Source organism: Streptomyces scopuliridis, from assembly GCF_042790125.1.
Taxonomy (GTDB): domain Bacteria; phylum Actinomycetota; class Actinomycetes; order Streptomycetales; family Streptomycetaceae; genus Streptomyces; species Streptomyces scopuliridis_A.
This window is the reverse complement of record NZ_JBHTZS010000005.1, coordinates 389,084-409,464: the sequence shown is the minus strand read 5'-3', so window position 1 is coordinate 409,464 and position 20,381 is coordinate 389,084. Positions and strand designations below refer to the sequence as shown.

Sequence of the window (20,381 nt, the reverse complement as noted above, 5' to 3'; positions counted from 1 at the left end):
GACTGCTATGACCGCGCAGACCGGCCAGACTCGTCAACAGCAAGGAGAACGACGCGTGTCCCCTCTCTTCCCGGCCCTCGCCGCGCGTTCGGAACGTCCCGCACTCCGGTTCGGCGACCGTGCCCTCACCCACGCCGAACTGGCGGACGCGGCCGGTGCCCTGGCCGCCCGTATCGCCGGTGAACGGCGGATCGCGGTCTGGGCCACCCCGACGCTCGGCACGGCCGTGGGGGTGGTGGCCGCGCTGCTGGCCGGGGTCCCCGTCGTCCCCGTCAACCCCAGGAGCGGCGAACGCGAGTTGGCGCACATCGTCGCGGACAGCGCCCCCACTCTGGTCATCGCGGAACCGGACGTCACCCTTCCGTCCGCGCTGGCCGGGCTGCCACGTGTGGACGCCGGAGCCGGCGGCCCGGACGACGCGGCCACCGAACACCCGCGGCCCGACGCCTTCCCCGAGCTCTCCCCGGAAGCGCCCGCCCTGATCGTGTACACCTCCGGTACCACCGGGCCGCCCAAGGGCGCTGTCGTTCCTCGCCGCGCCATCGCCGCGACCCTGGACGCGCTGGAGGACGCCTGGCAGTGGACCGCCGACGATGTCCTCGTCCACGCGCTGCCGCTCTTCCATGTCCATGGGCTGATCCTCGGCATCCTCGGCCCGTTGCGGCGCGGCGGATCCGTCCGTCATCTGGGCAGGTTCGACACCGAGGGCGTCACCCGCGAACTGTCCTCGGGCGCCACGATGCTCTTCGGCGTACCCACGATGTACCACCGCATCGCCGAGGCGCTCTCCGGCGATCCGGCGCTCGCGAAGGCGCTGGCCGGAGCGCGGCTGCTGGTGTCGGGCTCCGCCGCGCTGCCCGTGCACGATCACGAACGGATCGCGGCGGCGACCGGCCGCCGCGTCATCGAGCGGTACGGAATGACGGAGACCCTGATGAACACCAGTGTGCGGGCGGACGGCGAGCCGCGCGCGGGGACCGTCGGGGTACCGCTGGGGGGTGTCGAACTGCGGCTCGTCGACGAGTCGGGCGCCGCGATCGAGGCATACGACGGCGAGACGGTCGGCGAGATCCAGGTACGCGGTCCGAACCTCTTCACGGAGTATCTGAACCGGCCCGACGCCACCGAAGCCGCCTTCACCCAGGGCTGGTTCCGTACCGGGGACATGGCGATCCGGGACCCCGACGGCTATGTCCGTATCGTCGGCCGCAAGGCCACCGACCTGATCAAGAGCGGTGGGTACAAGATCGGCGCGGGGGAGATCGAGAACGTACTGCTGGAGCATCCCGGGGTACGGGAAGCCGCGGTGACGGGCGAGCCGGACGCGGACCTCGGTGAGCGGATCGTCGCCTGGATCGTCCCGGCCCGCGCCGAAGCCCCGCCGTCCGCGGAGGAGTTGGCGGACCATGTGGCGGCGCAGCTCGCCGCGCACAAACGGCCGCGCACCGTGCGCTATCTGGACGCCCTGCCCCGCAATGACATGGGCAAGATCATGAAGCGCGCGCTCCATGGCTGAGCGGGCGAACGCGCGCGAGGCGATCGCCGGCGTCGTCGACGAGGGCGCCTTCACCGAACTGCCCGCGCGGGAGGGCGTGTCCGCGCCGGAGGGCGTGTCCGCACCGGACGGGCCACTGGGCTGGGAAGGGTACGACGCCTCGCGCGCCCGCGCCGGGGAACGTACGGGGGAGACGGAGTCCGTCGTCTGCGGCACCGCACGGATCGGTTCGGCCGAAGTGGTGCTGATCTCCTTCGAGTTCGGCTTCCTCGGCGGCTCCCTGGGTGAGCGCACCGGTGATCTGCTCGAAGCCGCGTACACCCAGGCGCGCGAGCGGCGGCTGCCGGTGGTCTCGCTCATCGCGACCGGCGGCAGCCGGATGCAGGAGGGGATGCGCGCGCTGCTCCAACTCCAGCGGGTGGCACGGCAGTCCGCCCTGACGCGGGCGGCGGGGCTGCCCCAGCTTGCGGTGGTGCGTGACCCGACGACCGGCGGTGGCTGGGCCACGCTCGGGGCGGGCGCCGATGTCATCCTGGCGCTGCCGGGCGCCCAGATCGGCTTCGCGGGCTCGCGCGTACGCCCGGCGGACGCCGATCCGTACGCCTACACGGCGGAGGCGCAACTCGCCGCGGGCCATATCGACGCGGTGGTGAGCCGCGACGAACTGCGTGCCACCCTCGGCCGCTGGCTGACCCTGCTCGCGGGAGGCGTACGGGACGCCGTGCCGTCCGCCGCCCCGCCGCCGGAGGGACGGGGCCGCGCCGGGCTCCCGGCCACCGGCTGGGAGGCCGTTCTCCAGGCCCGGGTCCCGCAACGGCCCAGGGCCGCCGCGTACTTGGACGCCTACTTCACACACCGCGAGGAGATCACCGGAGACCGCTGTGGTGGTACCGACCCCGGGATGCTGTGCGGTTTCGGCCGCCGCGAGGGCCGTACGATCGCGTACGCGGCGCAGTGCGGCACCGCCACGCTCCCGGCCGGCTATCGCACCGCCGCCCGGCTGGTACGGCTGGCCGGCCGGCTGGGCATCCCCGTACTGACCCTGGTGGACACCCCCGGCGCGGCCAATGACGCGGAGGCGGAGCGCGCGGGAGCGGGCAGTGCCATCGCGGACCTGTTCGCCGCCATGGCCACCGCCACGGTCCCCGTCACCACGCTGCTGATCGGCGAGGGCGGCTCGGGCGGGGCGCTGGCACTGTCGGCGCCGGACAACACCTGGGCCACACCGGACAGTTACTTCTCCGTCATCGCGCCGGAACTGGCGGCGGCGATCCTCAAACGCGCCCCGGAGGAGGCCCGGGTGACGGCCGACCAGCTCCGGTTGCGCCCCCAGGATCTGGTGTCCCTGGGCGTCGTTCGAGGGATCGTGCCGGGCCAGGGGACGGGTCCGAGGACGGGTCCGGGTCCTGGGACGAGTCCGGGGGCGGGTCCGGTAGAAGCGTAGGGCGGTAGGATCCGGGCCCGCGACGGGGGATTCTCATGGCCCTCTCACAAGCTTTTCAGACAATGTGCTTAAGGTGAGAGCCGTGACGTACACAACTCCGCCCGGCTGGCATCCCGACCCGGGGCACTCAGGTGAAGGACCACGCCAGGAACGCTGGTGGGACGGTTCCGTGTGGACCGACGAAGTCCGCGCCGCCCCGGCCGCCGGGTGGGATCCGCCCACCGCGGCGCCCTCGCCCGCGACTTCCGCGACTCCTCCTCCCACGACGCCCCCGGCCGCCCCGCCCCACCCCGCCGCGTCCTACCCCGCATCGCCGTACCCGGCACCGCCGTACCCCGCGACGCCGCCGCCCGGCGCACGGCGCGGGCGGCGGATCGCGATCGGCGCCATCGCCGTGGTCGTCGCGGTGGCCATCGCGGGGGGCTTCTATCTGCTCGGGCGTGACGGTGGCGGCGACAACGCGGCGGGCCCGGCGGGCTCCAGCCCTTCCGCCGCCCCCTCGCTGCCCGGCCAGCAGGGCCCGGGGCCCGACGGCCCGCGAGGCGGCGGCCCCGGTGGCGGCCCCGGCGGCGAGAGCGGCGCGCCCCAGCCGCAGCCGCAGACGGAGGACGGCTACGCCACCGACGCGGCCAGCGGGATCAGCATTCCGGTACCGGACGGCTGGACCGGTGAATCCGGGACCATCGGTGCCGGGGTGACGACCGGAAAGTACGAGTGCCCCGGGGACACCTCGCAGAGCTGTGTGCGGGGCGGGGTGTTCTCCGCTCCCGCGGCCGCCCTGAAGGTCGACGCCACCACGGCCAAGGCGGCGGCCGAGAAGGACATCAAGACCAACGCCGAGGAATCCTACGGCGGCACGATCTACGGGGAGATCTCCTCGCACGAGCAGCTGAAGTCGGAAGAGGTCACCGTCGCCGGACAGAAGGGCTATCTGGTGCGGTGGAAGGTCGTCACGAGCAAGGGGGACGACGGCTATGTGCAGTCGCTCGCCTTCTCCTCGCCGACGTCACCGGAGCTGATGGTCCTCGTACGCTCCGGATTCGACATCAACGACAAGGCGCCGAAGCTGTCCGTGATGGACGAGATCACCAAGGGGATCAAGGCGGCGGCGGGCACCGGCTCCGGAGGCAGCGGCCAGGGAGTCTGAGCGCCGGCGTCCATACGTTCCGGGCGGGCCGCGTCGAGCGGCCCGCCCGCGCGTTGTCCGGCGGCCCGGCTCCGGGGTGCCCACGCCGTCGCCGCCAGGGGCGTTGCCCGTGGGCGGCCGGGGCACGAGGGTCTGCGATGCTTGCGGAGTGCCGCACACACCGAGGGCTCCGGAACCGATCACGGCCGCCCCGCCCAGGGACGAGCCGAGGCCGCTGCTCACCCAGTCCTGGCTGGATCTGGCCTTTCTGCACTGGGCGGTCGATCCGGCGGACGTGGCGCCGCTGCTGCCACCGGGCACGGCACCCGACCTCCCGGACGGAGGCGACGGCGCGACCTATGTCGGGCTGGTGGCCTTCCGGATGCACCGCGTCGGCTGGCTCCGGCTCCCCGGCATCCCGTATCTCGGTACCTTTCCCGAGACCAATGTCCGGCTCTACTCGGTGGACGCCCAGGGGCGCCGGGGCGTCGTCTTCCGCTCGCTGGACGCCTCGCGCCTCATCCCGGTGGCGGTCGGCCGCGCGGTCTTCCGGCTGCCGTACGTGTGGTCCCGTATGAGCGTCGACCGCACCGGCGACACCGTCACGTACACCAGCCGACGCCGGCTGCCGGGTCCCCGGGGCGCGCACAGCCGGATCGCTCTGCGGATCGGGGAGAGGATCGCGGAGCCCAGCGCGCTGGAGCACTTCCTGACCGCACGGTGGGGGATGCACAGCACTCTCCTCGGCCGCCCGGTGTATTTGCCGAACACACATCCGCGCTGGCCGTTGCACCGTGCGGAGCTGACCGGACGGAGCGAGGATCTGCTGGCCGCCGCCGGTCTGCGCGCGCCGGCCGGTGACCCCGTGAGCGTGCTCTACTCACCGGGCGTCCCGGTCCGCTTCGGCCGTCCCGCGCGCGCCGGAGAGCCGTCGCTCCACTGAGCGCGGGCGAGGCTCCGGCCGGACCCCTGACCCCTGACCCCTGACCCCTGACCCCTGACTCCGGACCCCTGCGCCGGGTCCACGCGGCCGTCGGCCCCTTCCCGGGGCCGGCGGCTTCGGGCTCAGGGCGCGGCGCCCTCACCGAGGCCCGCGGCCCCGACGGCCGTGCCCAGCGTCTCCGGCCTGCTGGCGTACGGCAGTTCGTCCAGCGGCCGGTCGGTGCAGAACCGCGCCACCAGATCGGCGAAGTCCGCGATCCGCTCCACCGGGGCCAGATGGTCGGTCTCGTCGATCGTCAGGAAGCGTGCCTCGGGGAGCTGCGCGGCCACATCGCGTCCCATCGCGGGCGTGCACAGCGTGTCGTGCTCACCGGTCACCACCAGGCTCGGCACGGCCGGTACCGGTTCCGGCCGGTACCACTCGTGCCGCATCAGCCGGGTGTTGTGCTCGGCGGACTTCTTCAGCTGCTCGGGGTCCTGCCCGGCGATCTGCTGGTACACCAGCCGGGACACGGCGGCGTGCTTGCGTACCCGGCCCGTGCCGGGCGGCGACATGAAGCGGTCGGCCAGCTCACGCGCGATGGTCTCCGTCTCACCGCGGTCGATCATGACGGACCAGCGCTCCATCGCCGCCGCGTAGTCCGCCGGGATCCGGGTGGTCATCCCGACCAGCAGCAGCCGGGCGAGCATCCCCGGGTAGTGCTGGGCGAAGCGCAGACCGACAGCGCCTCCGTAACAGGCGGCGACCAGGTTGATACGCGGTACGTCGAGTTCGCCGAGCAGATGCCGGACGGTCGCGGCAAGGAAGTCGACGCCGTAGTGCGCGGGCAGGAAGTCGGCCGTGCCGTACCCGGGCAGGTCCACGGTGATCAGCTGCCCCAGCGGGGCGAGCCACTTCTCGTGCCGCACCCAGGAGTTGCGGTCCTGGGAGGAGCCGCCCAGTACGAGAACGGGCTCGGTCAGCGCGGTGCCGTGGTCGACGATCCTGCACGTGTAGCGGAAGCCGTCGAACGTCAGGTCACGCTCCTCGACCGGGCCGTCCGGCCCGCCCTCCTCGGCCGGCTGCTCCGGGATCACCGGAGGGACCACGGGCGAGTCCTGCTCCTGGGCGAGAACGGCATCGATGGGCATGGGTGACTCCAGAGCTACGGAACGGACACGAACGTCCCTGCCTAGCAGCTGACCCGGCCCGTACACGTATCGCTGACCCGATCGTGGGCGGTTCGCGCGTCGTCGTCCGCAGATGGATTCGACTCTCGCTCAGCAACTCGGCGAATTGACACCGTGTGGAGTACACCCAGGGTCGGCCATGCCGTCCCGGCATCGCCGACTTCCCGGACAAACCCGTCACGGGGGTGAACCTTACGAGGCCCGTCCGGTGCGCTTGACTTCGAGTGCGCTCCAATTCGTAGCCTTTCGGCCATGACAACCCCACAGCACACGATCGGATCCGGATTCGGAGCCCGCAGCACCACACAGGATGTGCTGCACGGCATCGACCTCGGCGGCCAACTCGCGGTCGTCACCGGCGGATACTCCGGCCTCGGCCTGGAGACCACCCGCGCCCTCACCGGCGCAGGCGCGAAGGTCGTGGTACCCGCCCGGCGGCGCGAGACCGCCGAGAAGGCGCTCGACGGCATCGACGGCGTCGAGGTCGACGAACTCGACCTCGCCGATCTCGACAGCGTCCGCCGGTTCGCCGAGCGCTTCCTCGCCTCGGGCCGCACCATCGACCTCGTCATCAACAACGCGGCGGTCATGGCCTGCCCGGAGACCCGGGTCGGCCCCGGCTGGGAGGCGCAGTTCGCGACCAACCACCTCGGTCACTTCGCGCTCGTGAACAGGCTCTGGCCGGCGATCGCGCCCGGCGGGGCGCGGGTCGTCTCCCTCTCCTCGTCCGGCCATCGCCTCTCGCCCATCCGCTGGGACGACCTGTGGTTCGCGCGGGACTACGACAAGTGGCAGGCCTACGGCCAGGCGAAGACCGCCAACGCGCTGTTCGCCGTGGAGCTCGACGCGCTCGGCCGCGACTCCGGCGTACGGGCGTTCTCGGTGCACCCCGGCGGCATTCTCACCCCGTTGCAGCGCCACCTCGCCAAGGAGGAGATGGTCGCCGCCGGCTGGATCGACGAGGCGGGCAACGCGGTGAACCCCGTGTTCAAGACGGTGGAGCAGGGCGCGGCCACCCAGGTGTGGGCGGCGACCTCGCCCCGGCTGGCGGGCGCGGGCGGGGTGTACTGCGAGGACTGCGACATCGCCGAGCCCGCCTCGGACGACGCCTCGGTGCCCGGTGGCGTACGCGGCTACGCGACCGACCCCGATCAGGCGAAGCGCCTGTGGCGGCTCTCGGCCGAGCTGACCGGAGTCGACGCGTTCGCGGCGACCGCGTGAGCGGACTCCTCCGCCGCGGGGACCCGCTCCGCCCTCACCGGCCGGCCCCGCCGCCCCATGTCCCCGTCGCCCGGCGCGGGTTCGCACCGCTGGGGCGCGCGGGTCGTCGGCACGGCCCGCCGGCCGCTCAGGTCGTGAGCCGGTGGACGAGGGTGGTCGGCAGCGTGAGCTGGCGGCGCGGCCGGGACGGGTCGTCGATCTCGTCGAGAAGCAGCCGCGTGATGGCCCGTCCGAGGTCCTCGCTCAGCTGATTGACACTGGTCAGGGGCGGGACGGTGTGTCGCGCGATGATCGAGTCGTCGAAGCCGATGACCGCGACGTCCGCCGGGACACGCCGTCCCCGCTCCCGCAGCTCCGTCAGCGCGCCCGCCGCCATCACATCGGACGCGGCGAAGACGGCGTCCAGGTCCGGGCGCCGTTCGAGAAGTTCACGCATCGCGGCCCGGCCGCCCTCCTCGGTGAAGTCGCCCGACACGGCCAGCGATTCGTCCGCCGGCCGCCCGCCCGCTTCGAGATGCGCGTCCCGCCACCCCTGAAGCCGGCTCTGGCCGACGTCCATGTCGAGCGGCCCGGTGATCGTGGCGACGGCCCGGCGCCCCTGGCCGAGCAGATGACGTACCGCCTGCGCCGCCCCGCCGAGGTTGTCGGAGTGGACATGGCTCAGCGGCTCGCCGGGTGAGCGCCGGCCCGCGAGGACCGTCGGTATCTGCATCTTCTCCAGGAACGCCGGCAGCGGATCGTCGCGGTGCACCGAGACCAGCAGCACCCCGTCCACCCGCTGCGCCTCCACGAACCGGGTCAGCCGGTCGAGTTCGCGCTGATTCCGTACCAGGATCAGCAGCAACTGCATCTCGGTGTCGGCGAGTTCGGTGCTCACCCCGCGGATGACCGCCGAGAAGTACGGTTCCGCCGCCAGCCGGCTCTCCGACTCGGGGATCACCAGCGCGATGCTGTCGGTGCGGCTGGTGACCAGGCTGCGGGCGGCGGGGTTCGGTACGTACTTCAGCTCCGCGATGGCCGCCTCGACGGCGGCGCGCGCCTTCGCGCTCACGCCCGGGGAGCCGTTGACCACGCGTGAGACCGTCCCCCGGCCCACGCCCGCCAACCGGGCGACGGCTTCAAGAGTTGGCCTCTGGCCTGGCCGTTTGCGGCTGCTCATCACGTCTCCTCAACTGTGCTCCCGTGCGGCGCCACGGCGCTCACCAGGAGATTGTGCGGGGTCGCCGGTCCGCCGATGGCGCGGGGCCCGCGCCGGGACACATTCCGGCAACGGAACCGACTTCGACTCTTGACAGAGCCGGGTCTCTATACGGAGAGTCTTCCACAACCCGTTGGGAGCGCTCCCAGTTTTCTCCCGGGACGGGTTTCGATCCCACTCGACCGTGAGCCGCGGCAGGCGCGTGCCTGAGCGCCGCTGCTAGGAGGAAGCACATGGGCACTGCCCGTAAGCGCTTCGGTTCCACTCTCGCATCCGTTACGGCGGCTGCCCTGTCCCTCGTTCTCGTCGCCGGCTGCGGAGGCGGCGGCGACTCGGGCGAGGCACGCACCAAGGACGGCAAGACCGTCATCAGCCTGGGCCTGTTCGGGGTCATGGGGTTCAAGGAGACCGATCTCCTGGACCGTTACATGAAGGAGAACCCGGACATCCTCATCGAGGCCGATGTGACCGGTGACGAGCAGACGTACTACACCGCCCTTCAGACGCACCTCGCCGCCGGCAGCGGGCTGAAGGACATCCAGGGCATAGAGATAGGCCGGGCCAAGGAACTGGTCGACACCCAGGCGGACAAGTTCGCCGATCTGTCCGGGACGGCCGGTCTCGATCACTTCCTGCCCTGGAAGTCGAACCAGGTCACCACCAAGGACGGCAAACTGCTCGGCCTGGGCACGGACATCGGACCGATGGCGGTGTGCTACCGCAAGGACCTGTTCGAGCAGGCCGGACTGCCCACCGACCGCGCGGAGGTGGCCAAGCTGTGGGAGGGGGACTGGTCGAAGTACGTGGAGACCGGCCGCGACTTCAAGCAGCGCTCCAAGGACGGCGACGTCTCCTTCATGGACAGCTCGACCGGTCTGTTCAACGCGATGATCTACGGGGGCGAGAAGCAGTTCTACGACAAGGACGGCACGCTCATCTACCAGGACAACCCCGTGGTCACGGACGCCTGGGCACTCGCGTCGGACGCCGCGAAGTCCGGACTCACCGCCAAGCTGCGCCAGTTCCAGCCCGGTTGGGACCCGGGGCTGGCCAACAGCACCTTCGCCACCACGGTCTGCCCCGCCTGGATGCTCGCCCACATCAGTGAGAAGGCCGGTCCCGCGAACAAGGGCAAGTGGGATGTCGCCAAGGCCCCCAAGGGCGCCAACTGGGGCGGCTCGTTCCTCGGCGTGATGGACAAGAGCCCGGTCAAGGAGGAAGCGAAGAAGCTGGTCGCCTGGCTGAGCGCGCCCGAGCAGCAGGCGTACATCTTCGAGAAGCTGGGCAACTTCCCGTCCTCGAAGACGGCGCTCGACCTGCCGGAGGTCGCCAACGGCACCTCCGCGTACTTCAGCGACGCGCCGATCGGCCAGATCTTCGGCGACGCGGCGAAGGAGATCCCGGATGAGCAGATCCTCGGTCGCAAGGACGGCACGATCAAGGACACCTTCTCGGCGGGCCTCCAGATGATCGAGTCGCAGGGCAAGAGCGCGGACGAGGCGTGGAAGACCACGGACGAGCGCATCGAGAAGCTGACGCGCTGATCCGTCGCGGCCCGGCCGCGCGGCCGGTGGCACGCCGCCCCGGCCGCGCGGTCCGCCGGCCGGGGCGTCCCCGGCCGTGCGGTCCGCCCGGCACCGTCCTCCGGCTCACCGTCCGGGCCGGCACCGTTCCCGCCGCGCCGTCGCACCGCCTGGTCGTCCTCACCCGCGCCGTCCCACCGCCTCGCTGTCCCACCCCGCGCCGTCCCACCCCCGCGCCGTCCCACTGAATCACTTCACGGAAGGAAGCCCGCGTGGCCACCTCCACCCCGGCTGCCCCCACGGGCGGGCAGCCGCAGCCCGCGCCGGCCCGTCCGCCCGGAAAGGGCGCCGGCGGGGAGCCGTCCCATCAGGCGCGACGCACTCTCCTGCACCGCCTGGACCTCGGGACGGTGCCGTACGCCTTCATCGCCCCGTTCTTCCTGATCTTCGCCGCCTTCGGTCTCTATCCGCTGCTCTACACCTTCTGGATCTCGCTGCACCGCGTCGAGCTGTCCTCGATGGACACCCAGGAGTGGCGGGGCCTCGCCAACTTCACGGAGCTCCTGGCGGACGACCGGTTCTGGAACGCGCTGACCAACACCTTCACCCTCGGCGTCATCTCCACCGTCCCGCAGCTGCTGATGGCCCTCGGCCTCGCCCATCTGCTCAACTACCGGCTCCGCGGCTCCACGTTCTTCCGGGTCGCCGTGCTGACCCCGTACGCGACCTCCATCGGCGCCGCCGCGCTCGTCTTCACGATGCTGTTCGAGCGTGACTTCGGCATGATCAACTGGGGGCTCGGCCTCTTCGGTATCGACGGCCTCGACTGGGAGAGCCAGAAGTGGCCCGCCCAGCTCGCCATCTCCACCATCGTGATCTGGCGCTGGACCGGCTACAACGCGCTGCTCTATCTGGCCGCCATGCAGGCGATACCGAGAGATCTCTACGAGGCCGCGGCCATCGACGGAGCCTCCCGCTGGCAGCAGTTCCGCACCGTGACCGTCCCGGGCATCAGTGCCACGATCATCTTCACCATCGTGCTCTCCACCATCGGCGCGACCCAGCTCTTCGGCGAACCGCTGATCTTCGGTCAGGGCCCCAACGGCATCAGCGGCGGCGCAGACAACCAGTACCAGACGCTCGGTCTGCTGCTCTACGAAGAGGGCTGGAAGAACTACCAGATGGGGCGGGCCTCCGCGATCGCCTGGGCCATGTTCCTCATCCTCCTCCTCGTCTTCGTCCTCCAGCGGGTCCTCGCGCGCGTCACGTCGCGTACGCCCCGTACACCCCGTACGTCCTGACCAGGGAGCAGCAGGCCCCATGACCACCGATATCGCACAGGTACGGGCGGCGGACGTCCGCGACCGGACTCCCCATCCACCGCCCGTCCGGCGCCGGTTCGGCCGCGTACTGCGGCGGGGCGCCGGACGTCAGCACCACGCGGGACCCCTCGCCTATCTCCTCCTCGGCTTCGCCGCGCTGGTCTCCCTCTTCCCCCTCTACTGGACGATGGTGGCGGCCTCCACCGACAACACCCGGGTCTCCCAGACCCCGCCGCCGTTCCTGCCCGGCCCGAACCTGCTCACGAACCTCGGCACGGCGTGGCGGGACGCCGCGATGGGCCGGGCGATGGTCAACAGCCTGATCGTGGCGGGGGTGATCGCGCTCTCCACCGTCTTCTTCGCCACCCTCGCCGGCTTCGCCTTCGCCAAGCTCCGCTTCAGGGGCCGCAACCTCCTGCTGATGCTGGTGATCGGCACGATGCTGGTGCCGCCGCAGCTCGGAGTCGTCCCGCTGTTCATGATGATGGCCGACCTCGGCTGGGGACAGTCACTGCCCTCGGTCATCTTTCCGACGCTGGTCAGCGCGGTCGGGGTGTTCTTCATGCGCCAGTATCTGAAGGAGGCGCTGCCGGACGAACTCATCGAGGCGGGACGGCTGGACGGTGCGCACTCGCTGCGGATCTTCTGGAGCATCGTCCTGCCGATCGCCCGGCCCCCGATGGCCGTGCTGTTCATGATCACGTTCGTCCATGCCTGGAACGACTTCTTCTGGCCCTTCATCGCGCTGGACATGACGAACCCCACGGTCCCGGTGGCCCTCACCCAGCTCAGCGCCGGCTATGTCCGCGACCAGTCGGTGATCATGGCGGGCGCGCTGCTCGGCACGCTCCCGCTGCTGGCGATGTTCCTCGTCTTCGGCCGCCAGATCGTCGGCGGCATCATGCAGGGCGCCGTCAAGGGCTGACCCGGCACCTGCCGGCGCTCATCGACTGCATACACCCGCTCCACGCACACCGTTCGATCTCTGCGGAAGGACCCTTCGTGGCCACCTCAGCACTTGACTCCGGGCCCGCCCCGGCCCCCGCGGCCCCTCTGACCTTTCCGCCCGGTTTCCTCTGGGGCACCGCGACCGCCGCGTACCAGATCGAGGGAGCCGTCGCGGAGGACGGCCGTACGCCCTCCATCTGGGACGTGTACTCCCACACCCCGGGCAGGGTACGCAACGGCGACACCGGCGATATCGCCACCGACCACTACCACCGCTGGCGCGAGGACATCGAGATCATGTCCGGCCTTGGTGTGGGCGCGTACCGCTTCTCGGTGTCCTGGCCGCGGGTCCGGCCCACCGGCACCGGGCCCGTGTCGCACCAGGGGCTCGACTTCTACCGGCGGCTGGCCGACGGCCTGCTGGAGAAGGGGATCCAGCCGGTCGTCACGCTCTACCACTGGGATCTGCCGCAGGAGCTGGAGGACGCCGGCGGCTGGCCCGAGCGCGACACGGCCCACCGCTTCGCCGAGTACGCGGGGATCGTCGCCGACGCCCTGGGCGACCGGGTGACGACCTGGACCACCCTCAACGAGCCGTGGTGCAGCGCCTTTCTCGGGTACGGCTCGGGCGTCCACGCCCCCGGCCGTACCGACCCCGCGGACTCCCTGCGGGCCGCGCACCATCTCAACCTCGGCCACGGCCTCGCCGTCCAGGCGCTGCGCGAGCGGCTGCCCACCACCGCGCAGGTGTCGGTCACGCTCAATCTGCACCACGTACGGCCGTTGACGCAGAGCGCGGCCGACGCGGACGCCGTCCGCCGTATCGACGGCGCGGCCAACCGGATCTTCACCGGCCCCATGCTGTCCGGGGCCTATCCGGCCGATGTCCTGGCCGACACCGCGGGGATCACCGACTGGTCGTTCGTCCGGGACGGTGACACCGCGCTCATCCACCAGCCGCTCGACTTCCTCGGCGTCAACTACTACTCACCGACCCTGGTCTCGCACCACGCGGGACCGCCCGTCCATGGCTCCGACGGACACGGCGCGAGCGACCACAGCCCCTGGCCGGGCGCGGACGGGGTCGCCTTCCACCGGACACCGGGCGACAGGACGGCCATGGGCTGGACGATCGACCCGGACGGTCTCTACGAGCTGCTGATGCGGGTGCGCGCGGACCACCCGGACCTGCCGGTGATGATCACCGAGAACGGCGCGGCCTTCGACGACTACATGAGCCCCGAGGGCGAGGTACGCGACCCGGAACGCATCGCCTACCTGCGCGGGCATCTGGCGGCCGTGCACCGCGCCCTCGGATCGGGGGCGGACATCCGCGGCTACTTCCTGTGGTCGCTGCTCGACAACTTCGAGTGGGGGTACGGCTACAGCAAGCGCTTCGGCATGGTGTACGTGGACTACGCGACCCGGCGCCGGGTCCTCAAGTCCAGCGCGCGCTGGTACGCGGAGCTGACACGCACCGGAACGCTCCCCGCGGGGCGGTAGCCGCCTCCCGGACGGGCCGCGGCCGTCGCCACCGGCGTCCGCGGTCCACCGGGCCCCGGGTCCTGTCCCGTCGTGTCCGGGCCGTGGCCCGTGTCAGCAGATACGGGGCAGTTGCTCCCCCAGCGGCATGTCCACCACCCGGGTGCCGCCCAGACCGGTGTGCGCCACGACCATGCCGGGGTGGTCCGTCGTACACGTACCGATCGCCACCGCCCCACGGCCCCGGGGATGCGCCCGCATCGCCGCCAGCACCTCGTCGGCGTGCTCCGGCGGTACGAACGCCACGAGCTTGCCCTCATTGGCGACATACAGCGGATCGAGGCCCAGGAAGGCACACGCGTTGGCGACGGACTCCGGCACCGGAAGCGCCCGTTCCCGCAGGATGACGCCCACCCCCGCCGCCGACGCGATCTCGCCCAGCGAGGTCGCGAGCCCGCCACGGGTCGGATCCCGCAGCACATGCACATCGCGGCAGACGTTCAGCATGGCCTGGACGAGGGAGGCGAGCGGCGCCGTGTCGCTCACGATCTCCACCCCGAACTCCAGGCCCTCCCGGACACTCATGATCGCCACACCGTGCTCACCGAGCGGACCGCTGACGATCACGACATCGCCGGGCGCGGCGCGGCGCGGACGGATGTCGATCCCGTCGGGGATCAGCCCGATGCCCGCCGTGTTGATGAAGATGCCGTCGCCGTGCCCGGCGTCCACGACCTTGGTGTCACCCGTGGCGACGACGACCCCCGCGGCCTTGGCGGCGGCTCCGAGCGCCTCGGCCACCCGGCCGACCGTGGCGAGTTCGATGCCCTCCTCCAGGATGAACCCGCAGGACAGATAGGCGGGCGTCGCGCCCATCATGGCCAGGTCGTTGACCGTCCCGTTCACCGCGAGGTCGCCGATGCTGCCGCCCGGGAAGAACAGCGGGCGCACGACATACGAGTCGGTGGAGAAGGCGAGCCGCGCCCCGCCGAGGGTGACGGTCGCGGAGTCGCCCAGCTCCCCGAGGACATCACCGCCGAACGCCGGCGCGAAGAGATGCTCGACGAGTTCGGCGGAGAGCTGTCCGCCGCCGCCGTGTCCCATCACGACCTTCTTGTGGTCACGGAGCGGGGCGGGACAGGTCCAGCCGGAGAAGTCGGCGGTGGCGGGCGGCGCTTCGGGCAGGACGGCGTCCGCCTCGCTCACCCGGACCCCGGTCGTCTCAGCCAAGGGAAGTCACCTCTTCACGCGTACCGGCGGTGCCCGCCGCGCCCGGTGCCGCCAGCCTGCGGTACAGGTAGTACGCGGCGCAGGCGCCCTCGCTCGACACCATCGTGGCGCCGAGCGGATTGCGCGGGGTACAGGTCGTACCGAACGCCTCGCACTCGTGCGGTTTGATCAGCCCCTGGAGCACCTCACCGCTGCGGCACTCCGCGGACTCCTCCGTACGGATCCCCGTCACCGAGAAGCGGTGCTCCGCGTCGTACTCCCGGTACGCGGACGACAGCCGCCAGCCGCTGGCCGGGATCATGCCGATACCGCGCCAGGCCCGGTCGGTGACCTCGAAGACATCGGCCAGCATGGCCTGCGCGGCCGGGCTCCCCGCCGCCTGGACCGCGCGCGGATAGGCGTTCTCGACGGTGTGCTCGCCGGACTCCAACTGCCGTACGGCGCGCCGGATGCCCTCCAGGATGTCCAGCGGTTCGAAGCCGGTGACGACGATGGGGACGCGGTGCCGCTCGGCGAGTTCGGGGTACTCGCCGAGCCCCATCACCGTGCAGACGTGCCCCGCCGCGAGAAACGCCTGCACGCGGCAGTCGGGCGAGTTCATGATGGCGTCGATCGCCGGGGGCACGCGTACGTGCGAGACCAGCAGGCTGAAGTTCGCGATGCCGAGCTTCTTGGCCTGGTAGACCGTCATGGCGTTCGGCGGGGCCGTGGTCTCGAACCCGATCCCGAAGAAGACCACCTGACGGTCCGGATTGCGCTGGGCGATCCTGAGCGCGTCGAGCGGGGAGTACACGACCCGTACGTCCCCGCCCTCGCCCTTGACCTTGAACAGATCGCGGCCGCTGCCCGGCACGCGCAGCATGTCGCCGAAGGAACAGAAGATCACATCCGGTCGGGAGGCGATCTCCAGCGCCTTGTCGATGGTCTCCAGCGGGGTCACACAGACCGGGCAGCCGGGGCCGTGGATCAGTTCGAGGCCCTCGGGGAGCAGTTGGTCGATGCCATGGCGGATGATCGAGTGGGTCTGGCCGCCGCACACCTCCATCAGGGCCCAGGGCCGGGTGACGGTGGCGTGGATGTCGTCGAAGAGGCGCCGGGCCAGCTCGGGATCGCTGAATTCGTCGAGATACTTCATCGAATGGTCTTCTCCTTCAGGACTCAGAACGCAGAAGTCAGAACTCAGGACTCAGGAACCGGCGTTCAGGGCCGGGGTCCGAGGGGGCCCGGGTGCGCGGGGCCGGCCTGCGCCGCGCCCGGCGACGGCGGCGTGCCGGCCGGACGCTCGGCCCCCGCCTCCCGCGCGGCCCGCCCCCACGCGTCGCCGAACTCCTCCTCCAGAACGCCCAGATTCTCGAAGAGCCGCAGCGTCTGCCGCGCGGACTCCTCGTCGAGCCGCTGGAGCGCGAAGCCGACATGGACGATCGCGTAGTCACCGACCTTCATCTCCGGCACGTACTCCAGACAGACGTCCTTGATGACGCCGCCGAAGTCGACCTGGGCCATCCGGGTCCCCTCGCGCTCCTCGATCTCCAGCACTCTGCCGGGCACGGCAAGGCACATCGCTCCTCCTTCACATCAACCGGTGGTCCGGCCGGAACCCCGGCCGGTGGCTCAGCCCGTCGTCCGGGCGGCGACCATCAACTGGCCCAGCGCCAGCCCGCCGTCGTTCGGCGGCACCGTGCGGTGCCGCAGTACGGTGAATCCGTCGCGCTCCAGCCGCTGCGCACAGCCGCTGGTCAGCAGGGCGTTGCAGAACACCCCGCCGGTCAGCGCGACAGTGCCGAGCCCCGTACGGTCACGGGCCGCCCGGCACACCTCGTGCACCAGCGAGACGACGGCGCCATGGAACCGGGCGGCCACCGTGCTCGCGTCCGCGCCCGCCCGCAGGTCCTCGACAGCGGCGGCGAGTACGGGGGCCGGGTCGGCGATCAGCGGCGCGTCCGCGGACCGCGCGGCGGCGGGCAGTCCGAACCGGTAGCCGGAGGACCGTATGTCCCCGGCCGCCGTCAGCGCCGCGTGCTCCAGCTCCATCGCCGCCTGGGCCTCGTACTCCACGCGATGGCACACTCCGGCGAGCGACGCGACGGCGTCGAACAGCCGCCCCATGCTGGAGGTGGGCACGCAGTTGAGCCCACGGTCGAGCTGACGCTCCAGCAGCCGCCGTTCGGCGGGCGGGCACGCGGCGGCACACGGCAGCTCCCCGGACCAGGGCAGACCCGCCGCCCGAAGATGGGAGAGCGCCATGCGGTACGGGTTGCGTACGGCCGCGTCGCCGCCCGGCAGCGGTACGTACGCCAGATGCGCGAACCGCCGGAAGCCGTCGTAATCCGCGAGCAGCACCTCACCGCCCCACACCGCGCCGTCGTCGCCGTAACCGGTGCCGTCGAACGCCACGCCGATCACCGGCGCCGAGCCGTCCAGACCGTGTTCGGCCATCGCGGACGCCACATGCGCGTGATGGTGCTGGACGCGGCGCACCGGACGGCCCTCCGCGTGGCGCTCCGCCCACTGGCCCGAGCGGTAGCCGGGATGCCTGTCCGCGACGAGCAACCGGGGGGTGACCGACGCCAGTTCGGACAGCTGGCCCACCGCGCTCTCGAAGGCGGTCAGCGTCGCCAGGTCGTCCATGTCGCCGACATGCGCGGACAGCCACGCGTACCGGCCGTCCGCGACACAGAAGGTGTTCTTCAGATCGCCGCCGACCGCGAGCGCCGGCTCCACCGGGACGGGCAGCGCCACCGGCAGCGGGGCGTAGCCGCGGGAGCGCCGTACCGGAAGCTCCTGCCGCGCGCAGACCCGTACCACCGAGTCGTCGCACGGCACCCGCACCGGCCGGTCGTGCGTCAGCCAGGCGTCCGCGAGACCGTCCAGCCGGACCAGCGCCTCCTCGTCATCGGTGACGATGGGTTCCCCGGAGCGGTTTCCGCTGGTCATCACGAGCACGGCCGGGCCCGCCGGATCGCCGGGCAGACCCAGCAGCAGATGGTGCACGGGCGTGTACGGCATCAGCACCCCGAGATCGGGACTGCCGGGCGCGACCCCGTCCGTGACGAGCGACCGGGACCCGGAGCCGGCTCTGCCCCGGGCCCCGCCTCCGTCACGGCGCCGCAGCAGGACGACGGGTCTGCGCCGGCCGAGCAGCAGCTCACGCTCCAGCGGGCTGGTGAAGACGAGGCGCTCCACCGTCTCCAGCGAGCCGGCCATCACGGCGAACGGCTTCGCGCCACGGTTCTTGCGCGTACGCAGCGTCTGTACGACGGCGGGATCGGAGGCGTCGCAGGCGAGGTGATAGCCGCCGAGCCCCTTCACCGCCACGACCGCTCCGGCCGCCAGCAGCCGTCGTGCCCCCGCCAGGGCGTCCTCACCGGTCGGCGGCGGACCGGTGGATCCCCTGGTGACCAGGGTGAGTCGGGGACCACAGGCATGGCAGGCCACCGGCTGGGCGTGAAAGCGCCGGTCGGCGGGGTCCGCGTATTCGCGCGCGCAGTCGGCGCAGAGCGGGAAGCCGGCCATGGTGGTCAGCGCCCGGTCGTACGGCAGCCCGGTCACCACCGTGAACCGGGGGCCGCAGTGGGTGCAGCTGATGAACGGATGGCGGTAGCGGCGGTCGCCCGGGTCGGCCAGTTCGGACAGACAGTCGTCACAGGTCGCCATGTCGGGGGAGACGAGGGTACGGCCGCCGCCGCCCGCCGAGGGACGGATCGTGAACCCGCTGCCGCCCGCGGTCGGTACGGTCCGGAGCTGGACGGATTCGACGACGGCCAGCGGGGGAGCGTCGGAGGCCAGCCGCCGGCAGAACGCCGCCACATCGGGGCCCGCCCCCTCCACTTCCGTCTCGACACCGTCCGCGTTGTTCGTGACCCAGCCCGTCAGGCCCAGTTCACTGGCGAGCGCGTACACGAACGGCCGGAAGCCGACGCCCTGGACGACCCCGTGCACGACGACACGCCGTCGTTCGAGGGAGGCGCGGCGCGACCCCGGGGGAGCGGCGGCGCCCGCGCCGGTGTCCGTGTCGGTGACGGGTCGGCTCATGGCGCGTCTGCCGCTCCGGGGACGGGGACGGGGGTGGCGGCGGGGTGTTCGTGGGAATGGCCGTGCTCGGCGCCGTCGTGCGCATGGCCGTCCTCGTCGCCGTGATGGTGGTGCAGATACCGCTCGTGCTGATGCGCGAGCACGGGCCGGTGTACGGGAGCCCCGTCGGCGACCCTGAGGATCAGGGCCAGCAGTTCGTCCACCCCCGCGCCGGTACGGGCCGAGGTCTCCAGCACCGGCACGCCCGGGTTCACCTGCCGCACATTGCGGTGGAACGCCGCCGCGTCGAACTCGACGGCCTCGGCGATGTCCGTCTTGGTGATCACCACGAGATGGGCCAGGCCGAACGCCGTCGGGTACTTGAGCGGTTTGTCCTCGCCCTCGGTGACGGAGCCCAGCACGATCCGCAGGCTCTCCCCGAGGTCGTAGGAGGCCGGACAGACCAGGTTGCCGACGTTCTCCACGAAGAGCACCCGGGTGTCCCGCGGCAGCCAGCCGTCCAGACGCTCCCGGAGCATCCCGGCCTCCAGATGGCACAGCCCGTCCGTGAGCACCTGCTTGACCGGCGCCCCGGCACGGGCGAGCCGCCGCGCGTCGTTCTCGGTGGCCAGATCGGCGGTCACCGCGGCGACGGTGACGCCCCCGGCGACGGCGCGGGCGAGCAGCAGCTCCAGCAGGGCCGTCTTGCCGCTGCCGGGACTGGACAGCAGATTCACCTCCGCCGTCCCACGGGCGGCGAGATGTTCACGCAGTTCCACGGCGCTGGCGTCGTTCTTGGCCAGCACGGCTTGGCGCAGATCAACCACTCGGCACATGGCTTGCCTCCTCGGGCGTATCCCGATCGTCACCGCAGACGGGGCTCGGCGCATCCGAGGGATCCGTGAGGACGACCTCGGCGATCTCCAGCTCTCGCCCCGACAGCAGTTCGCCGAGCGGGCGCGCGCAGTCGGCGCACCACAGCATCGGCGGCACGCCGGTGTCACTCTCCCGGCCGCAGCCGCCGCAGCGGGCGCGGCCCGGGACGGTCTCCACCTCCAGCCGGGCCCCGGCGAGTACGGTCCCCTCGCTCGCCAGCCCGAAGGAGAACCGGAGCGCCTCCGGCACCACACCCGCCAGTTCGCCGATCCTCAGCCGCAGCGCGGTGACACGACCGCCGCCGTTGGTACGGACGGCTTCCTCCACCTGGGCGACCACGGCGGTGGCGATGGACAGTTCATGCACGGCTCTCACCTCGTCAAGGAGTCCCCG

At 71.7% G+C, this 20,381-nt stretch carries 17 protein-coding genes; 9 read left to right on the top strand and 8 right to left on the bottom strand.

Going from position 1 to position 20,381, the window contains the following annotated elements:
* Positions 1-55 precede the first annotated feature (55 nt).
* The 4 genes from ACFRKB_RS10815 (at position 56) to ACFRKB_RS10800 (ending at position 5,008) form a co-directional block, all read left to right on the top strand.
* Positions 56-1,516, top strand: a complete 1,461-nt coding sequence (locus ACFRKB_RS10815; RefSeq protein ID WP_383105053.1) for an acyl-CoA synthetase — start codon at positions 56-58, stop codon at positions 1,514-1,516.
* Positions 1,509-2,939: a carboxyl transferase domain-containing protein gene (locus ACFRKB_RS10810; protein ID WP_383105052.1), complete on the top strand. Its 1,431-nt coding sequence runs from the start codon at positions 1,509-1,511 to the stop codon at positions 2,937-2,939. Before ACFRKB_RS10815 ends, ACFRKB_RS10810 begins: the two co-directional genes overlap by 8 nt.
* 82 nt (positions 2,940-3,021) lie before the next feature.
* Entirely contained in the window at positions 3,022-4,086 is a 1,065-nt protein-coding gene (locus tag ACFRKB_RS10805) for a DUF2510 domain-containing protein (protein ID WP_383105050.1), read from the top strand.
* 148 nt (positions 4,087-4,234) lie between these two features.
* Positions 4,235-5,008: a YqjF family protein gene (locus tag ACFRKB_RS10800; protein ID WP_383105048.1), complete on the top strand. Its 774-nt coding sequence runs from the start codon at positions 4,235-4,237 to the stop codon at positions 5,006-5,008.
* A 122-nt stretch (positions 5,009-5,130) separates the two neighbouring features.
* Here the strand turns inward: ACFRKB_RS10800 and ACFRKB_RS10795 are convergent, their stop codons facing one another.
* Positions 5,131-6,138 carry an alpha/beta fold hydrolase gene (locus tag ACFRKB_RS10795; RefSeq protein WP_383105047.1) on the bottom strand — a complete coding sequence of 336 codons (1,008 nt, stop codon included), beginning with the start codon at positions 6,136-6,138 and terminating at the stop codon, positions 5,131-5,133.
* 291 nt (positions 6,139-6,429) lie between these two features.
* Between ACFRKB_RS10795 and ACFRKB_RS10790 the strand changes: the two genes are divergently transcribed.
* Positions 6,430-7,398, top strand: coding sequence for an SDR family NAD(P)-dependent oxidoreductase (locus ACFRKB_RS10790; RefSeq protein WP_383105046.1), 969 nt, complete (start codon positions 6,430-6,432; stop codon positions 7,396-7,398).
* A 127-nt stretch (positions 7,399-7,525) separates the two neighbouring features.
* Here the strand turns inward: ACFRKB_RS10790 and ACFRKB_RS10785 are convergent, their stop codons facing one another.
* Entirely contained in the window at positions 7,526-8,557 is a 1,032-nt protein-coding gene (locus ACFRKB_RS10785; protein ID WP_383105044.1) for a LacI family DNA-binding transcriptional regulator, read from the bottom strand.
* Between the two features lie 272 nt (positions 8,558-8,829).
* Between ACFRKB_RS10785 and ACFRKB_RS10780 the strand changes: the two genes are divergently transcribed.
* The 4 genes from ACFRKB_RS10780 (at position 8,830) to ACFRKB_RS10765 (ending at position 13,892) form a co-directional block, all read left to right on the top strand.
* Positions 8,830-10,140 carry an ABC transporter substrate-binding protein gene (locus ACFRKB_RS10780; protein ID WP_383105042.1) on the top strand — a complete coding sequence of 437 codons (1,311 nt, stop codon included), beginning with the start codon at positions 8,830-8,832 and terminating at the stop codon, positions 10,138-10,140.
* Positions 10,141-10,391: 251 nt separating this feature from the next.
* The gene (locus ACFRKB_RS10775) at positions 10,392-11,420 is read left to right on the top strand and encodes a carbohydrate ABC transporter permease (RefSeq protein ID WP_383105040.1); all 1,029 of its coding nucleotides are present in this window, start codon (positions 10,392-10,394) and stop codon (positions 11,418-11,420) included.
* Between the two features lie 19 nt (positions 11,421-11,439).
* Entirely contained in the window at positions 11,440-12,366 is a 927-nt protein-coding gene (locus ACFRKB_RS10770; protein ID WP_383105039.1) for a carbohydrate ABC transporter permease, read from the top strand.
* Positions 12,367-12,443: 77 nt separating this feature from the next.
* Entirely contained in the window at positions 12,444-13,892 is a 1,449-nt protein-coding gene (locus tag ACFRKB_RS10765) for a GH1 family beta-glucosidase (RefSeq protein ID WP_383105038.1), read from the top strand.
* A gap of 93 nt (positions 13,893-13,985) precedes the next feature.
* Here ACFRKB_RS10765 and hypE read toward each other — a convergent pair whose 3' ends face one another.
* The 6 genes from hypE to ACFRKB_RS10735 all read right to left on the bottom strand — a co-directional run bounded on the left by hypE (position 13,986) and on the right by ACFRKB_RS10735 (position 20,354).
* Entirely contained in the window at positions 13,986-14,975 is a 990-nt protein-coding gene (gene hypE / locus ACFRKB_RS10760) for a hydrogenase expression/formation protein HypE (RefSeq protein WP_383105138.1), read from the bottom strand.
* 118 nt (positions 14,976-15,093) lie between these two features.
* Complete coding sequence (gene hypD, locus ACFRKB_RS10755) at positions 15,094-16,236, bottom strand: hydrogenase formation protein HypD (protein ID WP_383105036.1); 1,143 nt, start codon at positions 16,234-16,236, stop codon at positions 15,094-15,096.
* Between the two features lie 65 nt (positions 16,237-16,301).
* Positions 16,302-16,661 (bottom strand): HypC/HybG/HupF family hydrogenase formation chaperone, encoded by a 360-nt coding sequence (locus tag ACFRKB_RS10750; RefSeq protein WP_383105034.1) that lies wholly within the window; start codon positions 16,659-16,661, stop codon positions 16,302-16,304.
* A 51-nt stretch (positions 16,662-16,712) separates the two neighbouring features.
* The gene (hypF, locus tag ACFRKB_RS10745) at positions 16,713-19,133 is read right to left on the bottom strand and encodes a carbamoyltransferase HypF (protein WP_383105032.1); all 2,421 of its coding nucleotides are present in this window, start codon (positions 19,131-19,133) and stop codon (positions 16,713-16,715) included.
* Positions 19,130-19,948, bottom strand: a complete 819-nt coding sequence (gene hypB, locus ACFRKB_RS10740) for a hydrogenase nickel incorporation protein HypB (RefSeq protein ID WP_383105030.1) — start codon at positions 19,946-19,948, stop codon at positions 19,130-19,132. The genes hypF and hypB overlap by 4 nt, the downstream gene beginning before the upstream one ends.
* Complete coding sequence (locus ACFRKB_RS10735; protein WP_383105029.1) at positions 19,932-20,354, bottom strand: hydrogenase maturation nickel metallochaperone HypA/HybF; 423 nt, start codon at positions 20,352-20,354, stop codon at positions 19,932-19,934. Before ACFRKB_RS10735 ends, hypB begins: the two co-directional genes overlap by 17 nt.
* Positions 20,355-20,381 lie beyond the last annotated feature (27 nt).